General features: G+C 60.3%; 11 protein-coding genes. 3 read left to right on the forward strand and 8 right to left on the reverse strand.

The features are described from left to right. Positions 1-13: 13 nt before the first annotated feature. Both WG78_RS16675 and WG78_RS16680 read left to right on the forward strand, forming a co-directional pair. A complete protein-coding gene (locus WG78_RS16675; RefSeq protein WP_236692065.1) occupies positions 14-8,086 on the forward strand; it encodes a hemagglutinin repeat-containing protein in 8,073 nt (2,690 codons plus the stop codon). Between the two features lies 1 nt (position 8,087). Then, positions 8,088-8,471, forward strand: a complete 384-nt coding sequence (locus WG78_RS16680) for a hypothetical protein (protein ID WP_053938978.1) — start codon at positions 8,088-8,090, stop codon at positions 8,469-8,471. 1,677 nt (positions 8,472-10,148) lie between these two features. Here the strand turns inward: WG78_RS16680 and cobA are convergent. From cobA to WG78_RS16725, 8 genes are all read right to left on the reverse strand, one after another. Beyond that, complete coding sequence (cobA, locus tag WG78_RS16690; RefSeq protein ID WP_083459263.1) at positions 10,149-10,964, reverse strand: uroporphyrinogen-III C-methyltransferase; 816 nt, start codon at positions 10,962-10,964, stop codon at positions 10,149-10,151. A gap of 15 nt (positions 10,965-10,979) precedes the next feature. Further along, positions 10,980-13,685 carry a nitrate reductase gene (locus WG78_RS16695; protein ID WP_053938980.1) on the reverse strand — a complete coding sequence of 902 codons (2,706 nt, stop codon included), beginning with the start codon at positions 13,683-13,685 and terminating at the stop codon, positions 10,980-10,982. Positions 13,686-13,708: 23 nt separating this feature from the next. After that, on the reverse strand, positions 13,709-14,035 hold the full coding sequence (gene nirD, locus WG78_RS16700; RefSeq protein ID WP_053938981.1) for a nitrite reductase small subunit NirD: 327 nt from the start codon (positions 14,033-14,035) through the stop codon (positions 13,709-13,711). Further along, complete coding sequence (nirB, locus tag WG78_RS16705; protein ID WP_053938982.1) at positions 14,032-16,464, reverse strand: nitrite reductase large subunit NirB; 2,433 nt, start codon at positions 16,462-16,464, stop codon at positions 14,032-14,034. Before nirB ends, nirD begins: the two co-directional genes overlap by 4 nt. Before the next feature lie 27 nt (positions 16,465-16,491). Then, a complete protein-coding gene (locus tag WG78_RS16710; RefSeq protein WP_053938983.1) occupies positions 16,492-17,694 on the reverse strand; it encodes a nitrate/nitrite transporter in 1,203 nt (400 codons plus the stop codon). 325 nt (positions 17,695-18,019) lie between these two features. Continuing rightward, complete coding sequence (locus tag WG78_RS16715; RefSeq protein WP_053938984.1) at positions 18,020-19,108, reverse strand: CmpA/NrtA family ABC transporter substrate-binding protein; 1,089 nt, start codon at positions 19,106-19,108, stop codon at positions 18,020-18,022. A gap of 12 nt (positions 19,109-19,120) precedes the next feature. Next, the gene (locus WG78_RS16720; protein ID WP_053938985.1) at positions 19,121-19,696 is read right to left on the reverse strand and encodes an ANTAR domain-containing response regulator; all 576 of its coding nucleotides are present in this window, start codon (positions 19,694-19,696) and stop codon (positions 19,121-19,123) included. A gap of 100 nt (positions 19,697-19,796) precedes the next feature. Continuing rightward, positions 19,797-20,528 (reverse strand): HPP family protein, encoded by a 732-nt coding sequence (locus WG78_RS16725; RefSeq protein WP_053938986.1) that lies wholly within the window; start codon positions 20,526-20,528, stop codon positions 19,797-19,799. 200 nt (positions 20,529-20,728) lie between these two features. On the opposite strand from WG78_RS16725, the gene WG78_RS16730 reads away from it, so the two are divergent. Then, positions 20,729-20,959: a hypothetical protein gene (locus WG78_RS16730; RefSeq protein WP_053938987.1), complete on the forward strand. Its 231-nt coding sequence runs from the start codon at positions 20,729-20,731 to the stop codon at positions 20,957-20,959. Positions 20,960-20,969 lie beyond the last annotated feature (10 nt).

A 20,969-nucleotide genomic window follows, 5' to 3' on the forward strand; every position in this document is an offset into this window, starting at 1 on the left:
AAACGTCAACCGCGTGACGCTGACCACGGGCACGGCGTTGATGAACAACGGCAATCTGGATGGCTTTAGAGTGCAACGCGGCGTGATCGACATCTCGGGCGCGGGCATGGACAGCAGCCAGGCCGATTACACCGATCTGATCGCGCGCGCGGTGCAGGTCAACGCCGGGCTGTGGGCCAATACGCTGAAGGTGACGACGGGTGCGAACGACGTCAGCCTGGATCAATCAACCGTCACCACCACCGTCGCCAGCGGCAGCGCACCCGTGTACGGCATCGACACCGCCGCGCTGGGCGGCATGTACGCCGGCAAGATCACGCTGGTGGGCACCGAGGCCGGGGTGGGCGTGCGCAACCTGGGCACGATCGGGGCCAGCGCGGGCGATGTCATCGTTACCGCCGACGGCCGTCTGGAAAACGCGGGCCACATCAGCGCCAGCGGCAATATCCAGACCGACACCCACGCGGGCGTGGTCAACAACGGCAGTGTGTACGCGCAAGCCGAAACTCGCCTGAGCACGGCCGGCACGCTGAATAACAGCGGCACGCTGGCCGCGCGCGGCAACACCACCTTGACCGCCGCCCAGGTCAACAGCCAAAGCGGATCGGTGCTGGCGGCCGGTTTGAACAGCGATGGCACGCTGGCCGGTGATGGCGTCCTCACGGTATCCGCCAGCGGCGCGCTGACCGCACAAGGGCAGAACCTGGCGGGCTCCGCCGTCGCCTTGAGCGGCAGCAAGCTGGACCTGAGCCACAGCCAGACCGGCGCGCAAACGCTGAATCTGCAAGCGCAAAACGGTGATCTGAACGCCACGGGGGCCACGCTGGCCGCCACCGCGCAACTGCAAGCCCGCAGCAGCGGTTTGCTGCGCACCGACGCCGCCACCGTCAACGCGCCGCAATTGACGCTGAGCGCGCATGACCTGTCCAACGTCAGCGGCCAGCTGCTGCAAACCGGCAGCAGCGACCTGACGCTGACCACCGCCGGCGATATCGACAACACGCAAGGCCGCATCGGCAGCAACAGCACCAATCTGACCGTGCAGGCCGCCACGCTGAGCAACCAGAATGGCCGCCTCGAACACAGCGGCAGCGGCACGCTGGATGTGAGCGCACAAACGCTGAATGGCCAGGGCGGCAGCATCCTGAGCGCCCATGCGCTGAATCTGCACGGCGGTCAGATCGACATATCCGGCGGCCAGACCGGCGCGGACCAGATCGCCATCAACGCCGCCAGCCTGAGCAACGCCAACGGCAAGATCGTGCAAAGTGGTCAGGGCACCATGGCTATTTCTGCGCTTGATGCATTGGGTAACCCGCACGGACTGATCAATACCGCCGGCCAGCTGGTGCTAACCAGCGGTAGCCTGCAAAACCAGAATGGCCAGATTACCGCCGCCGATACCACCCAACTGCGGGTGCAAGGCTTGCTGGATAACAACGCTGGCGTGGTCGCGGCCAATGGCGCACTGGGCTTGACTGTGGGCAGCCTTGATAACGGGGCTGGCCGTATCGGTTCGGTGCGGGCAGGCATCCACCTCGACAGCGTCGCGGAGATCGACAACGGTGCGGGCCAGATCAATGCCGCGCAAAACATCGCGCTGCAGGCCACGACGCTTAACAACCAGAATGGCCAGATTATCGGCCGTGATCTGGCTGTGCGCAGCGCAGCCACGCATATGCTGGATAACCGTGGCGGCACGCTGGGTGCGCGCGGCAGGCTTGATCTACACAGTGGTGCACTCGATAACACAACGGGCCTGATCCAGGCAGACCAGGCGTTAAACATCGACACGCAAGGCCAAGCGCTGATCAACCAGCAATCAGGCACTGAACGCGGCATCATCAGCCGCGCCGCGCTGACCTTAAACACGGGCTGGCTAGATAATCAAGCCGGTTTTGTCGGGGCCGAACAGATCGCCACCATCCATGCAACCGCCCTCGATAATCGCGCTGGCGGCACCGTGAGCGCCAACGGCGCCTTGCACCTCGGCGCGGACCAGATCGATAACCAGGGCGGCCAGCTGCAGGCAGCGGCCGACCTCGACCTTGCCGCCCGCGACGGCCACATCGATAACAGCGGCGGCGGCCTGATCAACGCAGGCGGCACTTTGCGCCTGACGGCCGCAGCGTTGCGCAACCACGAAACACGGGGCAAAGACCAGGGCATACAGGCACGCGCCATCCAGATCGTCGCCGACCAGATCGACAATCAGTCGGGCGCAATCTATGCCGACACTGACCTTGATATCGCCAGCCACGGTGTGCTGGATAACCGCTCTGGCGTCTTGTCGGGCCAACATCTGTTCATCGCCGATCGCGATAGCGGCAGCGTGCAGCTGACCATCGCGAACGCGGGCGGCTCGATGGTGGCCGCGCAACGCATCGACATCCGCAGCGCCAGTCTGGCGGGTGCCGGCACGCTGGCCAGCAATGGTGATCTTGTGCTTGATTTAATGCAGGACTTTGTCAGCGACGGCACTGTAAGCGTGCAACATAACGTTGATTTGCGCGTGACGGGGCGCCTGAGAAACAGCGGTAGCGTTAGCGCGGGCAAGGCGCTGCATATACGGGCCGCCAGCCTTGATAACCAGTACAGCGGCGAACTGGATGGTGCGCAAAATACCCTCGATGTGCAGGGTGCGCTGAGCAACCGTGGGCTGATCGATGGCGGGGCGGTGCGCGTTAACGCCGTACGCATCGACAATATCGGCGCGGGTCGTATCTATGGCGACCATATCGCACTGGGCGCGGATGCGCTGGTCAACCAGGCCGAGGCTGAGGCCGCCGCCGTCATCGCCGCGCGCAGCAGCATGGATCTGGGCGTGGGTAGCCTGATCAACCGGGACCACGCGTTGATCTTCGCCGACGGCAATCTCGATATCGGCGGCGCGCTGAGTGCGGCCGGCCATGCCACCGGACAGGCCCGCGACATCTATAACGGCAGCGCGCAAATCCAGGCCATGGGCAACCTAAGGCTGGCTGCGGGCGGCATCATCAACGACAACCTGCACCTGGACATCGCGCCGGTGGTCGTGGATGTGTCTGCGCACGAGGAATACCTGATCCGCGTCGATCCCCGGCGCTACGACGTCAGTGAGGTTTATAAAAAACACGATCAGGTAGACATCATTCACCCGATCAACTGTGGTGAGCCCTGCATCAAAAAAAGCACGGGTAATTATGACGACTTCATTCAGTATCTGTTTATCCGGAGTGTTTCTGAAGACCGCATTCTGGGGAGTGACCCCGGCGTAATCAGCGCTGGCGGTAATATCAAGCTGAATACCGCCTCGTTGCAGAACAACCAAAGCCGTTTGCTGGCCGGTAACACGCTGGAAGGCACCGTCGGCAGCGTGCACAACAACGCCACGCTCGGCCATAAAATTATCGTGGATGACGGGACTGAGCAGCATTTTTATCGCTTTGTGCTGCCCAAAGACGACGACCAGGTGCGCGACCCCGCGCTGCATTACGCGCCGCCCGCCATTATCAGCGACGTCCCGTTGGTGGCATGGCAACAGCAAGAACACGCGGTAATTTCCGCCGCGGGCCAACCGGCCGTGCAAACCACCGCCCCGGCCGCCGCCGCAGTGGCCGGTGTCGGCACGGTAACTGTGCAAGATCGCGCCAGTGCCGCAGCAACGCGCACGTCCGCCACTGAAATCCCCAGTGCCGCGCCCGGTACACCAACGGTGATACGCACCATCGGCCCCGACACCAAGGTGCCGGACAACGCCTTGTTCAGACTCAATCCGCAAGGCCAACGCGGCTACCTGATCGAAACTGACCCGCGTTTCGCCAGTTACAAAACCTGGCTGTCATCCGATTATTTGCTGCAGCAACTGCAGTACGACCCGGCACTCACTCAAAAACGGCTGGGTGATGGCTTTTATGAACAGAAACTGGTGCGCGAGCAGATCGCCCAGCTAACAGGTCGCCGCTTCCTGGACGGCTATAACGACGACCAGGCGCAATACCAGGCGCTGCTGAACAATGGCGTCGCCATGGCCAAAAGCTGGAACCTGGCGCCCGGTATTGCGCTATCGCCGGCGCAAATTGCGCAACTAACCGCAGACGTGGTGTGGCTGGTGACGCAAGACGTGACGTTGCCCGATGGCAGCATTACGAGGGCGCTGGTGCCGCAGGTGTATGTGCGCGTCAAACAAGGTGACATTGATGGCAACGGCGCGCTGATTGGCGGCAATAACGTCAATCTGACTGCCAGCGCCGACGTGATGAATTCCGGCACCATCGCAGGCCGCGATGTGCTGACGCTGACTGCTCAGAATGTGCAGAACCTGAACGGCCGCATTTCAGCCGACCGTGTGGGCGTGCGCGCAGCCAATGACCTTAACAACCTGGGTGGCATGATCGATGCGGCCAACCAGCTGGGCGTGATGGCGGGGCGCGATATCAATATCACCACCACCATGCGTAGCGGCAGCAATGTCCAAGGCAGCGCGACGCAGGTCGCCAGCGCGGGCCGCGACGTTGCCCTGCTGGCGGGCCAGATCGCGAACCGGGGAGCAGGTGGCCAGACCTTGATCAGCGCCGGTCACGATTTGAATCTGAACGCGCAGACCACTGGCAGCAGTCACAGCGCACGCTATAGCCCCGACGCCTGGCGCAACCAGAGTGATACCCAAGCCTTGGGTAGCACGGTTAGCGGGCACGGCGATCTGCAGCTGCGCGCGGGCCACGATATCAACGCCCGCGCTGCGGAAGTCAGCAGCAGCAAGGGCCAGCTGCAAGCGACCGCCGGGCACGATATCAATCTGGGTGCGGCCGAAAACACCACGCAGTTTGATACCGGCTCCAAAATCAAAGAGCGCATGCGCTTTTCCAAGGGTTCAACCACCCATTACGACGCCCTTGACCGCACCACCCAGAGCGGCACCACCTTCAATGGCGACACGCTGGATCTGCGGGCGGGCAATGACCTGAACATCACGGGCAGCAATGCGGTGTCGGATAACGGCACAACCATACGCGCGGGCCATGACGTCAATATCGTCAGCAGTATCGACAGCTCTTCCGAGCAGCACACCAGCAAAACCAGGCGCTCCGGCTTTTTCAGCAACGGCGGTCTGAGCCTGACTTATGGCAAGCAAACACAAAACGTGGACGGGACGAGCGCCGAGCAAGCCGCCAATGCTTCGATGGTCGGCGCCAGCCACGGCGACGTGATCATCAGCGGGGGCAACGCATATCGGCAAGAAGGGGGCAATGTACTCGCGCCCCAAGGCGACATAGGTATTTATGCCCGAAAAGTCGATATCGGCGCAGCGCGCGAAGCCAGCAAAGCCAGCCAGCAAACGGAATTCAAACAATCAGGTCTGACCGTCGCGATCAATAACCCGGTGCTCGCCGCTGCGCAGACCGCACAGCAAATGGCAGGCGCGGCCAAACAAAGCGGCAACGCACGCGTGCAAACCCTGGCCGGTGCGGCCACCGCACTGGCTGCCATTAACAGTTACGACGCGGTAAAAGCCGACCCGGGCAATGCGGGCGGCATTAATGTCTCTATTGCTTATGGCCAATCGAAAAGCGAGAGCAAAACCACGCAAAGCGGCAGCACTGCCGCAGGCTCAAAAGTGGCCGCAGGCGGTGACGTCATCATCAAGGCCACCGGCGCAGGCGCGGACAGCAAGCTGACCGTGCAGGACAGTGACATTAAGGGCGGCGGCAATGTGCTGCTCAAAGCTGATGGCAGCGTCAATCTGCTGGCGGCCAGTAACACCAACGAACAGCACAGCGACAGCCGCAACCAGAGCGCCGGCGTCGGCGTGACCCTTAGCTACGGCAAAAATGGCGCCGCCTTTGGCGTTACTGCCAACGCCGCCGTCGGCCGCGGCGGCAGCGACGGCACCGACCAGAGCTGGACCAACAGCCACATCAGCGCCGGCAAGACGGTCGGCATTGATTCCGGCGGCGACGCCAACATCAAGGGCGCCGTGGTCAGCGGCAACCAGGTCGTCGCCGATGTCGGCGGCAACCTGAATATTGAAAGCCTGCAGGACACGCACAAGTACGACAGCAAGGACCAGCAGGTCAGCGGTAGCGTGACCGTCGGCTATGGCTTCAGCGCCAGTGCCAACGCCAGCCAGCAGAAGATGAACAGCGACTACGCCAGCGTGACCGAACAATCGGGCATCAAGGCGGGCGATGGCGGCTTCCAGGTGAATGTGAAGGGCAATACCGACCTGAAAGGCGGCGTTATCGAAAGCAGCCAGGCGGCCATCGACAGCAAGGCGAATTCATTTACGACCGGCACCCTCACCTACTCCGATATCGAGAACCACGCGCATTACAGCGCAACCAGCGTCGGGATTGGCGGCGGCTACAGCCAGGGCGGCGGCGGGATGAAGTCGCTGTCGCAGGGAGATGGCGGTAGCGGCTCTTCTAGTTCGAACAATGGCGGTGTCGGTAAAGACCAGAACGGCGATGTGGCATCCGCCGGTACCAAGGTGCCGGGCAGCGGCAACAAGAGCGGCTTCTCGACGGGTACGCCGATCGTGATGGCGGCCAGTGGGGACAGCGGCAGCATTACCCGCAGCGGGATCAGCGCGGGCAGCCTGACCATCACCGACGAAGCGGGGCAACTGGCCAAAACCGGCATGACGGCCGCCGAAACGCTGGCGTCACTCGACACCACCGCCTCGACCGACAAAGACACCACCGGCGCACTGAAACCCATCTTCGACAAGACCCAGATCGAAGCCGGGTTTACGGTGGCGAAGTCGCTGATCAACGAGACGAACACCTACGTCGGCAATCGTATTGCGGAGGCTGAGCAGAAAAAAAACCAAGGCCTCGACCCCGACGCGAAGAGCACAGATGGCAAACCGCTTACGCTGGAAGAACGCGCCAGCTTGCTGGCTGATTCCGCAGCGCTACAAAAAGCGTGGGGACCTGACGGCACAGAACGCCAGATCGTGGGCGCATTGACCGCCGCGTTGGCGGGCAACGTGACCGGCAGTTCCGCTGCGCTGGTCCAGAACGGCGCCATCAACTATCTGCAGAGCCTTGCCACCAATCAGGTCAAAGGTATCGCCGACCAGTTGCATGACGATACGGCACGCGCCGCATTGCAAGGCATCGTCGGTTGCGCAGGCGCGGCGGCAACCAGCCAGAGTTGTTCAGCAGGTGCGCTGGGCGCTTCGTCCAGCGTGCTGTTGAACAAGCTGCTCGACATCGCCAACAACGTCGATGCAACCACACTCTCGCCCGCCGAAAAAGAAGATCGCATCAACACGGTCCAGACCCTGATCACGGGCATTGCGGCAGCGTCGGGCATGGGCTCGGGCACCGTCGCCGCCAGCACGGCAGCGCGCACGGAATCCGAGAATAACGCGGTCGCGATCCCCGGTCCGACCGGCGCAGGTATTGTCTCGGGCGCGATCCAGGCGCAACAGACCTGGCTTGATCTTGTGAAAGGCTCTGACGGCCTGGACGGCACCGGGGCGCCGAGGCTGACTCTGCCTGCCACACCGGGCCTGAGCCAGCAAATCAACGCCATGCAGTCCGGCATCATCGCGCTGCTGTCCAAGAGCTTCTCGACCGATGTGACCGTCCAGTCGATCATGTCGCAATTCAACCTGCCCGCAATGGCGCGAGCTTACCTTGAGGCGTATACAAACGCCTTGGTGCAACCTGCTCATGACCCGGGGAATACCAGCCCACCGGGGCAGAATGTTCCGGTGACGGACAAGAACAAGGGCGTACTGGTTAATAATGCGACGGGGCAGAATGGGGCTACGATTCTTGCGAATCCGGGGCAGACTTCAGTAGGAAACGGGATTATTGCGACCCCGAACAACGGGCCGGTGTTGACTGATCCCGCGATTCTGAATGTCAAGTTCCCCTCTAAAGAGGAACTTGCGCGCCAGCTAGGAACGACGGCCGACGATTTTCATAAGAATGTGAAGCAGGACATTAAAGAGGATCTCGACCCAGAAATGAGGAAAATAGGCGCTGACAATCCAGACATAGGAATCACAAAGGACGGAAATATCGTCTTGAAAAACCCTAAGACAGGAAAGACAATAATCACTGACATACCACTCGATAACTACAGGAAATAATATGATTAATATGTACGCAACCCTAATGCTTTCGGGTGAGAAGTTCGTTCCCGAAGATATATTGCACTTAGTTCAGTCTGGGGATGATGTAAATATCCGGAAAAAAGGTGCGCTGGGCAGTAGAGGGCGTTACAAATTCAAACCCTTTCCAAAATCAAGCTTTCACCTAACAGGAGATCTGCTAAGAGTGCTTGATTTTATAGAAAAAATAAACGAGATTGACGTCGAATTAGACAAAAAAATCATATACATCACCGTCGCATACAAAAATCAATGCAATTTTGAATTATCCCCGGAAATACTACTTAGACTATCCAGACTTGAATTGCCGTTCGGCATTACTTGTTACGAAGATCAGAATCTAATTGATGAGGATGTGCCGTAATGCCTATCATTTAACATGGCAAGCGCTTTCGTTTGCTGATAGAGGCCTACAGTGCGTCTTAGGTGGTGCAGCGTGGTCAGTATTGAAAATTGGAGGCGACAGGATATTTAATGGCAAAAATGCTCAACTCGCCTTTAGTAAAAAGATGCCTGGCGTTTGAAGGATGCCCCCCTTTCAGTAAAGCCATTCCTGATCCAAGCCCCGAAGCTGTTTTGGATGATCACCGGTATTAACTGGAAGATGGTTTATTTCTTCAGAAAATCCCATATAGAAACAAGGATTTTAATTTCTCCCCTGAAGCTCCTTATATCCACGTTTTATTAGTCTAGGCTAGTGATTCTGCAGCTATGCACATCATCAAACTAGATATCAAAGGAAACGATGGTGTTGAGGCGGAATTTCCACCAGAGATTCTTCCTCATCAAGCGTGCGACTACCGGGCTATATTTGAGGCTATGCCGGCTCCGACTTCAGAGGAGGGTCGGCATGCTTGGGGGTACGGCCTTCCATTGAAACTCGCTATGAAATCTGGGGACAAGTCCAAAGCCTTTACCCTCATTTGCCGTAAGGAAAAACCCCATTTGAAGGTTCGCAATGACTCGAACGTCGACCGCAGGTATCAGTGGACTTGAGGCCCTACGACTAACACAGGAAGGGAGCGAATTAGAATGCTCGATTTGCATACAGAAGATAGAAACGATACCGGCAGGGTGGAAGCCTGGAATTCCCTTGCACGGTCTAGTCTGCCCTACGAGTCAAAAGCACTTTTTAGTCATCGCCGATGACGGAGAGATACTTGGAAAAATACGGGAGCATATGCGCCACTTACGGGAGCAGAAAAAACCCGGACGGCAATAAAGATAAGACGCCGATCGGTGATGCCAGCATGCATATTGTCCGTTGCGCCGATTTCAAGAAATAAAAATATCCAGTACCTCTGTCCACATACGACACAGGGTAAATACCCATTTGGAGGTTAACCATCACCCGAATATCAGCAATAAGCGCATCCGGCCTCGAAGCACTGCGACTCTTTCAAGAAGGCGCAGAGCTGGAGTGCCCGGTTTGCCGTCTAACGATTGAACCGATCCCCAAATGAACGCGAGCAATTTGAAATCATGAAAGCTCCGACCGGAGCCAGTTCGCGAACATGCTCGAAGCTGCAAAGCATGATCGGAGTACTTGAATTTACTCCTTGGCGCCGTTAGGGTTTGCTGAACAATTCCAAGACAGGAAAAACAATAATCACCGACTCACCACTCAATAACTTCGGGAATAATATGATTAATATGTACGCAACGCGAATGCTTTCAGTTGAGAAATTCGTCCCGGAAGATATATTGCACTTGGTTTGGTCGGCGGATGATGTAGATATCCAGAAAAAAGGTTAGATATTTCGCATCTTAGCTTGAATCAATGAAAGATGTCGCGATCATTATCGATGAGCTTTCGGTTTCTCCTGTTTTTTGACTAATGAATTTGTCGATGATCTGTTGTGTTGGAATGATCACGAATTTTTAATTGGATAGAGAAGGGCTCAAGCCTGGATCAATACTATGAAAACAATCGTTAACAGGCCCGGCGTGACGGATCATGAACGCCGCGAGCAAGAGCACAGGAATCACAGAATCCTGGCGCCACTCTTCTCCCTCCCCAGCCAATTTGCACCTCCGGCATTCAAGCCAGGCGCAACATACCGTTGAGCAAGCCATCCGCATCAACGCGTGCAGCGTCGACGGTCATGCTTTCGTTTTCGGCACTGGCCGAGGTGGCGCCATCTGCATCCGCTTCGCCCACTGCATCCCCCACCAGAATAATCCCCGGGCTGCCAAACCCTGCCGCAGTTGCCTTCTGTGCCAATCCATTCAGCCGGCATACCAGGCGCCGTTCTTGCGGGGTACTCGCCCACTGCACAATGGCGCTGGGGGTTGATGCGGGGAGGTGCTGCAGCAATGCCTGGGTTAGCGTGTCAATTCTGCTCATGCCCATATAAATCACCAAGGTGGTGCCGCTTGCGGCCAGGGTTTGCCAGTCCGGTTCGCTATGGTCTTGCGCATGCGCGGTCACGAACGTTACGCCGCGACAATGCTCACGATGCGTCAGAGACATGCCCAAGCTCGCCGCGGCGGCCAGGCCGGCGCTGATGCCATTGATGACTTCGACCGCAATGCCGTGGGTTTTCAGCCAGGCCATTTCTTCGCCAGCGCGACCAAACAGCAGCGCCTCGCCGCCTTTCACGCGCAGCACATTCAGGCCTTGCCATGCGTAACGTCGCATCAGGCGCTGGATAAAGTCCTGTGGCGTGGATTTACAGCCGCCGCGCTTGCCCACGCGGATCACGCGCGCTTGTGGCGCCAGGCTGACGATGTCGGGATTGGCCAGATCGTCCAGCAGCAGAATGTCGGCCCCCGCCAGTGCCTTCACCGCTTTGAGCGTTAACAAATCCAGATCGCCGGGTCCAGCGCCCATCAAGATGACTTTGCCGTGTTTCATGGTGTACTCCAGGGATCAGGCCAGCGCCGGAGTGGCGCACATGCGTTTGATTTCGGGGACGCAGGAGCCGCAGACGGTGCCGCAGCCGAGGTCGTTTTTGAGCCGGGCCAGATCGGCACCTTGCGCGCTCAGCTGGCGGATGGCGGATTCTTTGACTTGCTTGCAATTGCACACCACGCGGTCGGCGACCGCGCCTGCCTGACTGTTGAATACTTTGATGCGCGGGCCTTGCCATGCTTGTGCTTGCACCAGTTGCTGCACCAGTCCGTCCGCCCCGGTGACATCGCCGGCCCAGATCAGGCCGGCCAGGGTGCCGTCGTGCCACGCGGCGCGTTTGAGCAAGCCGCGGCGTGCGTCACGGTATTCGAGGACGTCAGCGCCCGGATGTAGATCGAGTGCATCAAACAAGCGCTCCAGCCAGCCGGCGGGCGGTTGGGTGGCGGCGGCTGTGAGCTGGATGACGTCATCGCCCGCCATGCTGATGGCGGCATAGGCGCATTCCGCCAATAGCGGTTGCAGCGCGGCGTGCAGCGCCAGCACGTTGCCGCGGCGGGCGGCGGTGACACGCCAGGGCAGGTTGGCGGCTTCGATGCGCACGGCGGCGTGTTTTAGTTCGGGTTGAGCCGATTGGGGGTCGACTGAGCCCAGCGTGGTTTCGTTGATGCCGCCGCAGTGTAGAAACTGTGCGTTCCAGTGCATCGCCGCAAACACCGTGCCGGTGGTGACCTCGTCACTAAACGCCAGCGGCAAGATCAGCTGGCCGCGTTTGCTGCTGATTTTGACCAGTTGCCCGGCCTGCAGCCCACGGCGTTCGGCATCCATCGGATGCATGCTTAGCGTGGCTTGCGGCGTATGTGCCCATAACGCCGGCACGCGCCCGGTGCGGCTCATGCCGTGCCATTGGTCGCGCAGGCGGCCTGTCAACAAATGGAAGGGATAGCGCGAATTGGTCGGCTCGGCCACCGGCCGGTAGGGCGTGGCATGAAAGCGCGCGCGGCCATCGGCGGTGGCAAATACGCCGTCGCTGTAGCGCCGCGCCTGACCGCCGCTTGCGCCACTGGGCCAAGGCCATTGTTGCGGGCCAAGTTGCTCCAGCAGCGGATAATCCAGCCCACTGATGTCCAGATCGCGGTCTGTTGTCAGGCTGCGGTGTTCATTGAATATGGTTTCCGCATCGGCAAAACCGAACAGACCTTGCGGGCGTGACGGCAGCAAATTTTGCAGGCGTTGCGCCACGGCGTCAGCGATCTGCCAATCTGCCCGCGCTTCGCCCGGCGCGGCGATGGCGGGGCGCACGCGCGAGATGCGGCGTTCGGAATTGGTGACCGTGCCGGATTTTTCGCCCCAGCTGGTGGCGGGTAGCAACACGTCGGCAAACGGCACGGTGTCGGTATTGCCGTAGGCCTCTTGCACCACCACAAACTCGGCTTGTTGCAAGGCGGCGCGCACTTTATCGATATCGGGCATGGAATGGACTGGATTGGTACAGACCACCCAGATGGCCTTGATCTGTCCAGCCCGCACCGCTTCGAACAACGCCACGGCGGGAAGGCCGGGGTTGGGCGAGAGCTGCGCTGGGGCGATGCCCCACAGCGCGGCGACTTCGGCGCGATGCTCTGCATTGGTGATATCACGATGCGCCGCCAGCATATTGGCCATGCCACCGACCTCACGGCCGCCCATGGCGTTCGGTTGGCCGGTCAGTGAAAACGGCCCCGCGCCCGGTTTGCCGATCTGGCCCGTGGCCAGATGCAGATTGATCAGCGCCAGGTTTTTATCGGTGCCGTGCGCCGATTGGTTCAGCCCCATGCAATACAGGGACAGCGCGGCACTGCTGCGGCCCATCCATTCGGCGGCCGTAATCAGGTCGGCTTCGAGTACTCCGCAAATTTCGGCGGCCATGCGCGGGGTGTAGTCGCGCACCAGTCGTTTGAGTTCGGCAAACCCGGCGGTATGCGCATCGATATAGGCCGGGTCGATCAGTCCTTCCCAGATCAGGTGATGCAGCATGCCATTGAACAAGGCCACATCCGTGCCGGGCTGGATTTGCAGATGCAGATCGGCTTGGGCAGCGGTATCGGTGCGACGCGGGTCGACCACGATCCATTTGATCTGGGCGTCGGCAGCTTTGGCCGCCTCCAGCCGCCGATACAGCACCGGGTGCGCCCAGGCCATGTTCGATCCGGCAAACAGCACGCAATCGGCCAGTTCCAGATCGTCATAGCAAGTGGGCGGGCCGTCCGCGCCCAGTGCCAGCTTGTATGCCGCCACCGCGCTCGACATGCACAGGCGCGAATTGGTATCGATGTTGTTGGTGCCGATCAGGCCTTTGGCCAGCTTGTTAAAAACGTAGTAATCCTCGGTCAGCAACTGGCCGGACACATACAAGGCCACCGCATCCGGCCCATGGCGCTGGATGATGTCGGCAAAGCGCTGCGCCACCGTATCGAGTGCAGTATCCCAATCCACCCGTTGCCGCGGCATGTGCCGGTTGAGCCGCAGTTCCGGGTAGAGCGCGCGGCCGGTCTGTTGTTGCGCGGTGAGCGGTAAGGTCAGGCCTTTGGTACACAAGCGACCACGGTTGGCGGGGTGGTCCGGGTCGCCCTGTATGCCGGTGATGCGCGTGCCATCACTGTCGATCAGCACGCCGCAGCCAACGCCGCAATAACAGCAGGTCGAACGCGTCTGCGTGATCGGGGGTGGGGTTAGGGGCTGGTTCATCGCATGCGCTCCCGCGTGGTCAGTCAATGCAAAGCCACAAACACAAGGCCGGCTTCTACCTTGGCCGCAAACCGGCGCGCACAGCCGACGTCGGTTGCGCGCGCCTCGCCGCTGGCAAGGTCGATATTCCAGCTGTGTAAGGGGCAGGTCACCGCCGCGCCATGGACGATGCCCTGGCTCAGCGGCCCGCCCTTGTGCGGGCAACGGTCGAGCAGGGCAAACACGCTGTCGTCAGCGGTGCGGAATATCGCCACATTGCCGCTCTCGCGTTGCAACACGCGGCTACCCAGCGGCGGAATGTCGTCCAGCGCGCAGATCTGTACCCAGTTGGGCGTGGTGATTGCATTCATGCCAGCACCTTCAGAGGAATGAATTCGTGTTTTTGTTTGCCCGCGATGCGTTCCGCCCATGGATCGCGCAAGCCTTCCAGTGAGAACAACAAGCGTTCGTGCAGGGCTTTGCGGTTGGCGGAGTCATCGACCACCCGCGCTTTGATGTAATCCAGGCCCACGCGCGCGATGTAATGCACGGTGCGGTCGAGGTAATAGGCTTCCTCGCGATACAACTGCAAAAATGCGCCGCTGTATTCCTTGACCTCTTCCGCCGTTTTGACCTTGCACAGAAACTGCGCCACCTCGGTCTTGATGCCGCCGTTGCCGCCCACATACAGCTCCCAGCCGCTATCCACCGCGATAATCCCGACGTCCTTGATGCCGGATTCCGCGCAGTTGCGCGGGCAGCCCGACACCGCCAGCTTTACTTTGTGTGGGCTCCACATATTGGCGAGCATGGTTTCCAGGTCTATGCCCATCTGCGTGCTGTTTTGTGTGCCAAAACGGCAGAACTCACTACCGACGCAGGTTTTGACGGTGCGTATGGATTTGCCATAGGCATGACCGGACTGCATGCCGAGGTCGGCCCAGACGTTGACCAGGTCTTCTTTTTTAACGCCGAGTAAATCGATACGCTGGCCGCCGGTGACCTTGACCATAGGGATGGCATATTTGTCGGCCACATCGGCAATCCGGCGTAGTTCCGAGGCATTGGTGACGCCGCCTTTCATTTGCGGAATCACCGAAAAGGTGCCGTCTTTCTGAATATTGGCGTGTGCGCGTTCGTTGATAAAACGGCTTTGCGGATCATCAATGGCTTCTTTGGGCCAGGTCGACAGCAGGTAATAGTTGATCGCGGGGCGGCAGGTGGCGCAGCCATTGGGGGTGCGCCACTCCATAAACTGGTAGACCGCCTGATGCGTCAGCAAGTGGTGCTCGCGGATCACTCTGCGCACGTCGCCATGGTTGTGGTCGGTGCAACCGCACACCGCTTTGGTCTTGGGCGTTTCCTGGAAGCTGGAGCCGAGCGTATTCATCAAGATCTGCTCCACCAGGCCGGTACACGAACCGCAAGAGCTGGCGGCCTTGGTGTGTTTCTTGACGTCATCAACCGTGAACAAGCCTTTGTCCTTGATCGCCTTGACGATATTGCCTTTGCATACCCCATTGCAGCCGCAGACTTCGTCGCTGTCCTGCATGGCCATGGCGCGGTTCTGGCCTTGGGTGCCCGCGTCGCCGATGGATGACTCGCCAAACATCAGATGGTCACGCAAGTCGTTGATCTTGCGGCCTTCCTTCAGCAATTTGAAATACCATGCGCCGTCGGTGGTGTCGCCATACAGACAGGCGCCGACCAGTTGGTCGTCCTTGATCACCAGCTTTTTGTAAACCCCGCCGGCCGGATCCGACAACACGATGTCTTCGCTGTCGGCGCAGCCCATAAAATCACCGGCGCTGAACAGATCGATGCCGGTGACCTTGAGCTTGGTGGATAACACCGAGCCTTTGTATTGGCCGATGCCGAGATGGGCCAGATGGTTGGCGCAGACTTTGGCCATCTCGAACAAAGGCGCCACCAGGCCATACGCGGTGCCGCGATGGTTTACGCATTCGCCCACGGCATAAATGCGCGGGTCGAAGGTTTGCAAGGCGTCGCTGACCACAATGCCGCGATTGCAATACAGGCCCGCGCTCTCGGCCAACGCTTGGTTGGGGCGGATGCCCACCGCCATAACCACCAGATCAGCCGGGATTTCGGTCCCGTTCTTGAAGCGCACGGCCACCGCTTCACCCGCAGCATTGCCGGCGATCTCGGCGGTCTGGTGCGCCAGCAAAAACTGCAGGCCGCGTTGTTCCAGCGAGGCTTGCAACAGCTTGCCGGCGGGGATGTCGAGTTGCTTGTCCAGCAGCCAGTCGCCCAGATGCACCACCGTCACGCTCATGCCACGCAGCTTGAGGCCGTTGGCGGCTTCCAGCCCCAACAATCCTCCGCCGATGACCACCGCGTGTTGTTTAAGCTGGGCCGTGGCTATCATGGTTTCGGTGTCGAAGATGTCGCGGTAGCTGATGACGCCACGCAAATCCTTGCCCGGCACCGGCAGGATAAACGGGCTGGAACCGGTGGCCAGCAACAGGCGGTCATAAGCCGCCTCCGTGCCATCGGCGGCACGCACGACGCGGTTACGGCGATCAATCTGCGTTACCGTTTTGCCCAGATGCAGCGTAATGCCGTGGTCGGCGTACCAGCTCAAGGGGTTCAGGATAATGTCGTCAAACGCTTGCTCACCAGCCAGCACCGGCGACAGCAGAATCCGGTTGTAGTTGGGGTGGGGCTCGGCGCCGAAGACGGTGATGTCGTACTGGTCAGGCGCGAGTTGCAACAATTCTTCCAGCGTGCGGATCCCGGCCATGCCGTTACCGATCACGACTAATTTGGGTTTGCTCATACGATGTTTACCTCGGGGATGGGCGTATCAAACGCGGGCACTGGCCATGGTCCAGCCACTGCGCCAGCGTGCCTTGACGTTGCTCAGGCTGAGCCAGCCTAGTGCGGTCAGGCAGGCAAACAGCCACAGGCCCGTGGCATAACTGCCGGTGCCTTGTTTGATGGCGCCCAGGCTGGCGGTCAGGGCAAAGCCGCCGACGCCACCGGCCATGCCGATCAGACCCGTCATTACGCCGATCTCCGCGCCAAAGCGTTGCGGCACCAACTGGAATACCGCGCCATTGCCGGCGCCCAGGCACAGCATCGCGCCGATAAACAGCGCCACCACGCCATACTGTCCGCCCATGTTGAAACCGGCAGCCGCGATCAACAGCGTGACCGCGGCATAGACAGTCAGCAGTGAGCGCGTGCCGCCAACGCGATCCGCCACCAACCCGCCTACCGGGCGCATGGCCGAACCGGCAAACACGCAGGCGGCGGTGCAATATCCGGCCAGTTTGGGATCAAAGCCGAACTGATCATGAAAAAAGCCGGGCAGCGCGCTGGCAAAGCCGGAGAAGCCGCCAAAGGTGAGCGAGTAAAAGAACATGAACCACCACGCATCCTTGTGGCCCAGCATGGCCGCGTAGTCTTTGAAGGCTTTGGGTTTGCTGTGCGTCGGTGCTTCTTTGGCAAAGCCCCAGAAATAGCCCAGCACCAGCAGCAAGGGGATGCAGGCAAAGCCAAACACGCTCTGCCAGCCAAACGCCGCGGCCAAAACCGGGGCAAACAGCGCCGCCAGCACCGTGCCGGAGTTACCCGCGCCGGCAATGCCCATGGCCGTGCCCTGATGCTGGCTGGGATACCAGCGCGACGCCAGCGGCAAGGCCACGGCAAACGACGCCCCGGCTACGCCGAGAAACAAGCCCAGCAACAGCGCCGCGCCCATGCTGTTAATGCCCAGTTGCCACGCCGCCAGCAAAGCGCCGATGACGATCAGCTGGCCCAGCAATCCGGTGCGCCGGGCGCCGATGCGATCACTCAATACGCCCATCACCACGCGCAGAATCGCGCCCGCCAGGATGGGGGTGGCGACCATCAGGCCACGTTGTTGTGTGTTCAGGTGCAGGCTGCTGGCAATCTGCACCTGCAGCGGTCCAAGCAGATACCAGACCATAAAACTGAGATCGAAATACAAAAATGCCGCCAGCAAGGTGGGGGTGTGGCCGGAACGCCAGAAACTACGGTCCATAGTGAGTACTCCGTGGCAGTGAGTGCGATGTTTCTCGGGGGCGTAAAAACAAAAACGGCGTCCGTTCCGTCACCGCGAGGTGAGGAAGGGACGCCGTTGTCCGGTAAATCGGGTGTTGCGCTAGTGCAAGGGTCTTGCCGATCTGGCACGCCGTTGCGCCAGACTTGTTTGTCTGGAGCAAATGCTGTGCCAGCCCGCCTTGTTGAGGCTTTATGCGGGCTGGCGGGCAGGGGCGCGGCACAGCGTGCACAACCATGGCCCGTTATGCCGCTGCATTAACCTTTTTGGGGCGCGACAGCAGACCGTGGGCCCGGCCCCGGTGCCATCAAGGCCAGTGCGTGCCGTCCATTAATACGCTTTGGCGCACGTCGCCGTCCGGGCAGGCGATGCCGAGTTCAGCGGCGGCCTGGCGATACAAGGCAGTCTGGTTGATGCCTGCGGCTATGGTCATCGGCTCGATGTCGCGTTTGATATAGCCCCAGCGCTGGTATTGGCTGACAAACCATGCGCCATCGGATAACCACGGATAGGTGACCGTGCCGTTGCCAAAGAAGCGCACCGGCTCCGGTGTATCCGTGCGCGGCGGAAACTGGCCGAGCAGACGCGGCAAGATCAGTGCTTCCGGCTGGTTCAGATATTGCGGCTGGGCCAGCATACGTGCGGCTTCGGCCCGATGCATGCTGTCGGCATCAAGCCAGCGGCAAGCCTGCAGCACGCAGCGGATCAGTGCACGCGCACTGTTGGGGTAAAGCGCGGCAAAGTCGCGGCGGCAGGCAAGGATTTTTTCTGGATGCTCGGGCCAGATTTCGCTGCTGACGATCCAGGTGACGCCAGCGCCGGCTTGTGCTGCCACAGCGTGCCATGGCTCGCCGGCGCAGAACCCGTCAAGGCGCCCGCTGGCCAGTGTGGCGCTCATTTCGGACGGTGCGATCACCACCGACTGCACATCGTTCAAGGGATGCACGCCCTGCGCCGCCAGCCAGTAATACAGCCACATCGCATGGGTGCCAGTCGGAAAGGTCTGCGCAAACACCAACTCGCGCGGGCTGGTGGCGACAATCTGGCGCAGGCTCTGGCCACTGCGCAATTGCTGGGCGAGCGCCGGCGACAGGGTGATGGCCTGGCCATTCTGGTTCAGCGTCATCAATGCCGCCATATCCGCTTGCGGCCCACCTATCCCCAGTTGCACACCGTAGGCCAGGCCGTATAGCGCATGCGCGGCATCGAGTTCGCCACTGAGCAGTTTATCGCGCAACGCCGCCCAGGACGGCTGACGCAGCAATTGCAGTTCCAGCCCGGCGCTGGCGGCAAAACGTTGGGCCACGAGCAGCGGCGCGCAGTCGGTCAGCGCGACAAAGCCCAGCCGTAGCGTGGCTTTTTCCGGGGCGCCAGATGCGGGCAGGGAGGCGTGCATTGCTGGATTTCCTTAGCCGAGCAGATCGGACATATTAATCAGTTGGCGCGCCACATCGGCCAGCTTCTGGCCTTGCTTCATGGCTTGCGTGCGCAAGAGTTCATAGGCAGCGGCTTCAGTCAGGCCGCGCTTGTCCATCAGCACGCCTTTGGCGCGATCGATCAATTTACGATCTGACAGCTGTTGTTCCACCTTGGCCAGGCGTTGTCGCAGCCGGTCGTCCTCGGCAAAACGCACCAGCGCAACCTCGATAATGGGGGAGAGTTTCTCTGCGGCCAGACCGTCAACGACATAGGTGGTGACGCCTGCACCGACGGCGGCACGGATCAGTTGCTGGTTGGCGTCGGGGGTAAACATCACCACGGGTCGGGGTGCGGTTGCGTTCATCACGGCCAGTTGTTCCAGCGTGTCGCGCGACGGGCTTTCGGTATCGATGATCACCACATCAGGGCGCTGCTGCTCTACGGCCCATAACAGCGCAGTGGAACTGACCGCATCGGGCAGTACGTCATAATCTTGCTGTAACAGCGTGGCGCGCAATTCGCCGATGGCTTTGGCAGTGTCGGTGACCAGCAACACGCGCAGCATGGCAGTCAGGCCCGGTTAAAAATGAATTGGGTTAAAACAGGCACGGCAAGGTGCTCCAGACGGTGGCGTGCGAGGAATATACCTTTGTTATATGCAAGTTTCATGCCGCAGGCGGGTTCGCAGTGGTGCGGCTGGCGCGAAACAGGGCACGCATTTCTGCGGCGTAGATGATTTCTTCAAGGTCTTCTTCGCTGATATCGACCAGCTCGCCGCGCGCAGACAACACTGCGCGTAAATCATCCCGCGTGACGCCGCCGCCCGCAGGCAGGGGTGGGCTGACTTGATGGTTGACGTTGGCGCGGTCGCTGATGCGATGCGGATAGCGCCGTTGCAGCGCGTTGTTGAACAGTAAGGCGTAGGCGAGCAATAACAGCGAATCGAGCAGCACTGGCCACAGCACAAAGCCGAATCCGAGCCGGTACACGGCGGGCCCGCCGAGCACGGCCGTCAAGGCGACTGCGCCGCTGGGTGGGTGGATGCAGCGCGCTTCAAACATCAAGGCGATCGCGATGGCGGCCGCCACCGCCGCGGCGAAGCCGGTGTGGCCGAGCAGCAAGCCAGCCGCCACGCCCACGCAGGCGGCGATCAAATTACCGCCGACGATGGACCACGGTTGCGCAAGTGGGCTGGCGGGCACGGCAAACAGCAGGACCGCCGAAGCGCCCATCGGGGCGATAAACCATGGATTGAGTTCGCCCAAGGCATGGCGCGCCACCACTTCGGTCGCCCATAGACCCAGCGCTGCGCCGACACAGCCCAGAATCCGTTCGCGTCGGCTGGCGGTGGTGGGCGCGGGCCTAAAGCCATGCAGCCAGTGGAGAAATGCATGCATGCGCAACGTGCCTGTTGTTTGATCTGGAAAGGGGGCGAAATATATCACGATGTGATATGTGGCGCGGCGCATCGACTGGGTGTGCAGCCCAGTGGCAGGGCGGCCTACAACAATCTGCGTGCGCTGCGGACGGGAATCGAAACGCGATCGGCGCAAGATAGCAGGGTCGCGGCATTTGCCGCATCGGCCAGGAGCTAGCCATGGAACCGATCCTTACCACTGCATCGACCGCGCCTATGACCTTGGCGGTCTACAACGCGCTAAAGACGCTGGATGAATCGCCGTTATTGCAATTAACTGTGGGCGAGCAGGAAAAACGCCAGTTAATGCAACTGGGTTATGTCACCGAAAACGAGCTGGGTTTGTTTCGCCTCTCGCCCGAAGGCAAAGAGGCTTTGGAAAATTTCCGCAGCCACCACGAAGTTGAGTAAACCGGTGTGG

The sequence above is a fragment of the Amantichitinum ursilacus genome, from assembly GCF_001294205.1.
GTDB classification, from domain to species: Bacteria; Pseudomonadota; Gammaproteobacteria; order Burkholderiales; family Chitinibacteraceae; genus Amantichitinum; species Amantichitinum ursilacus.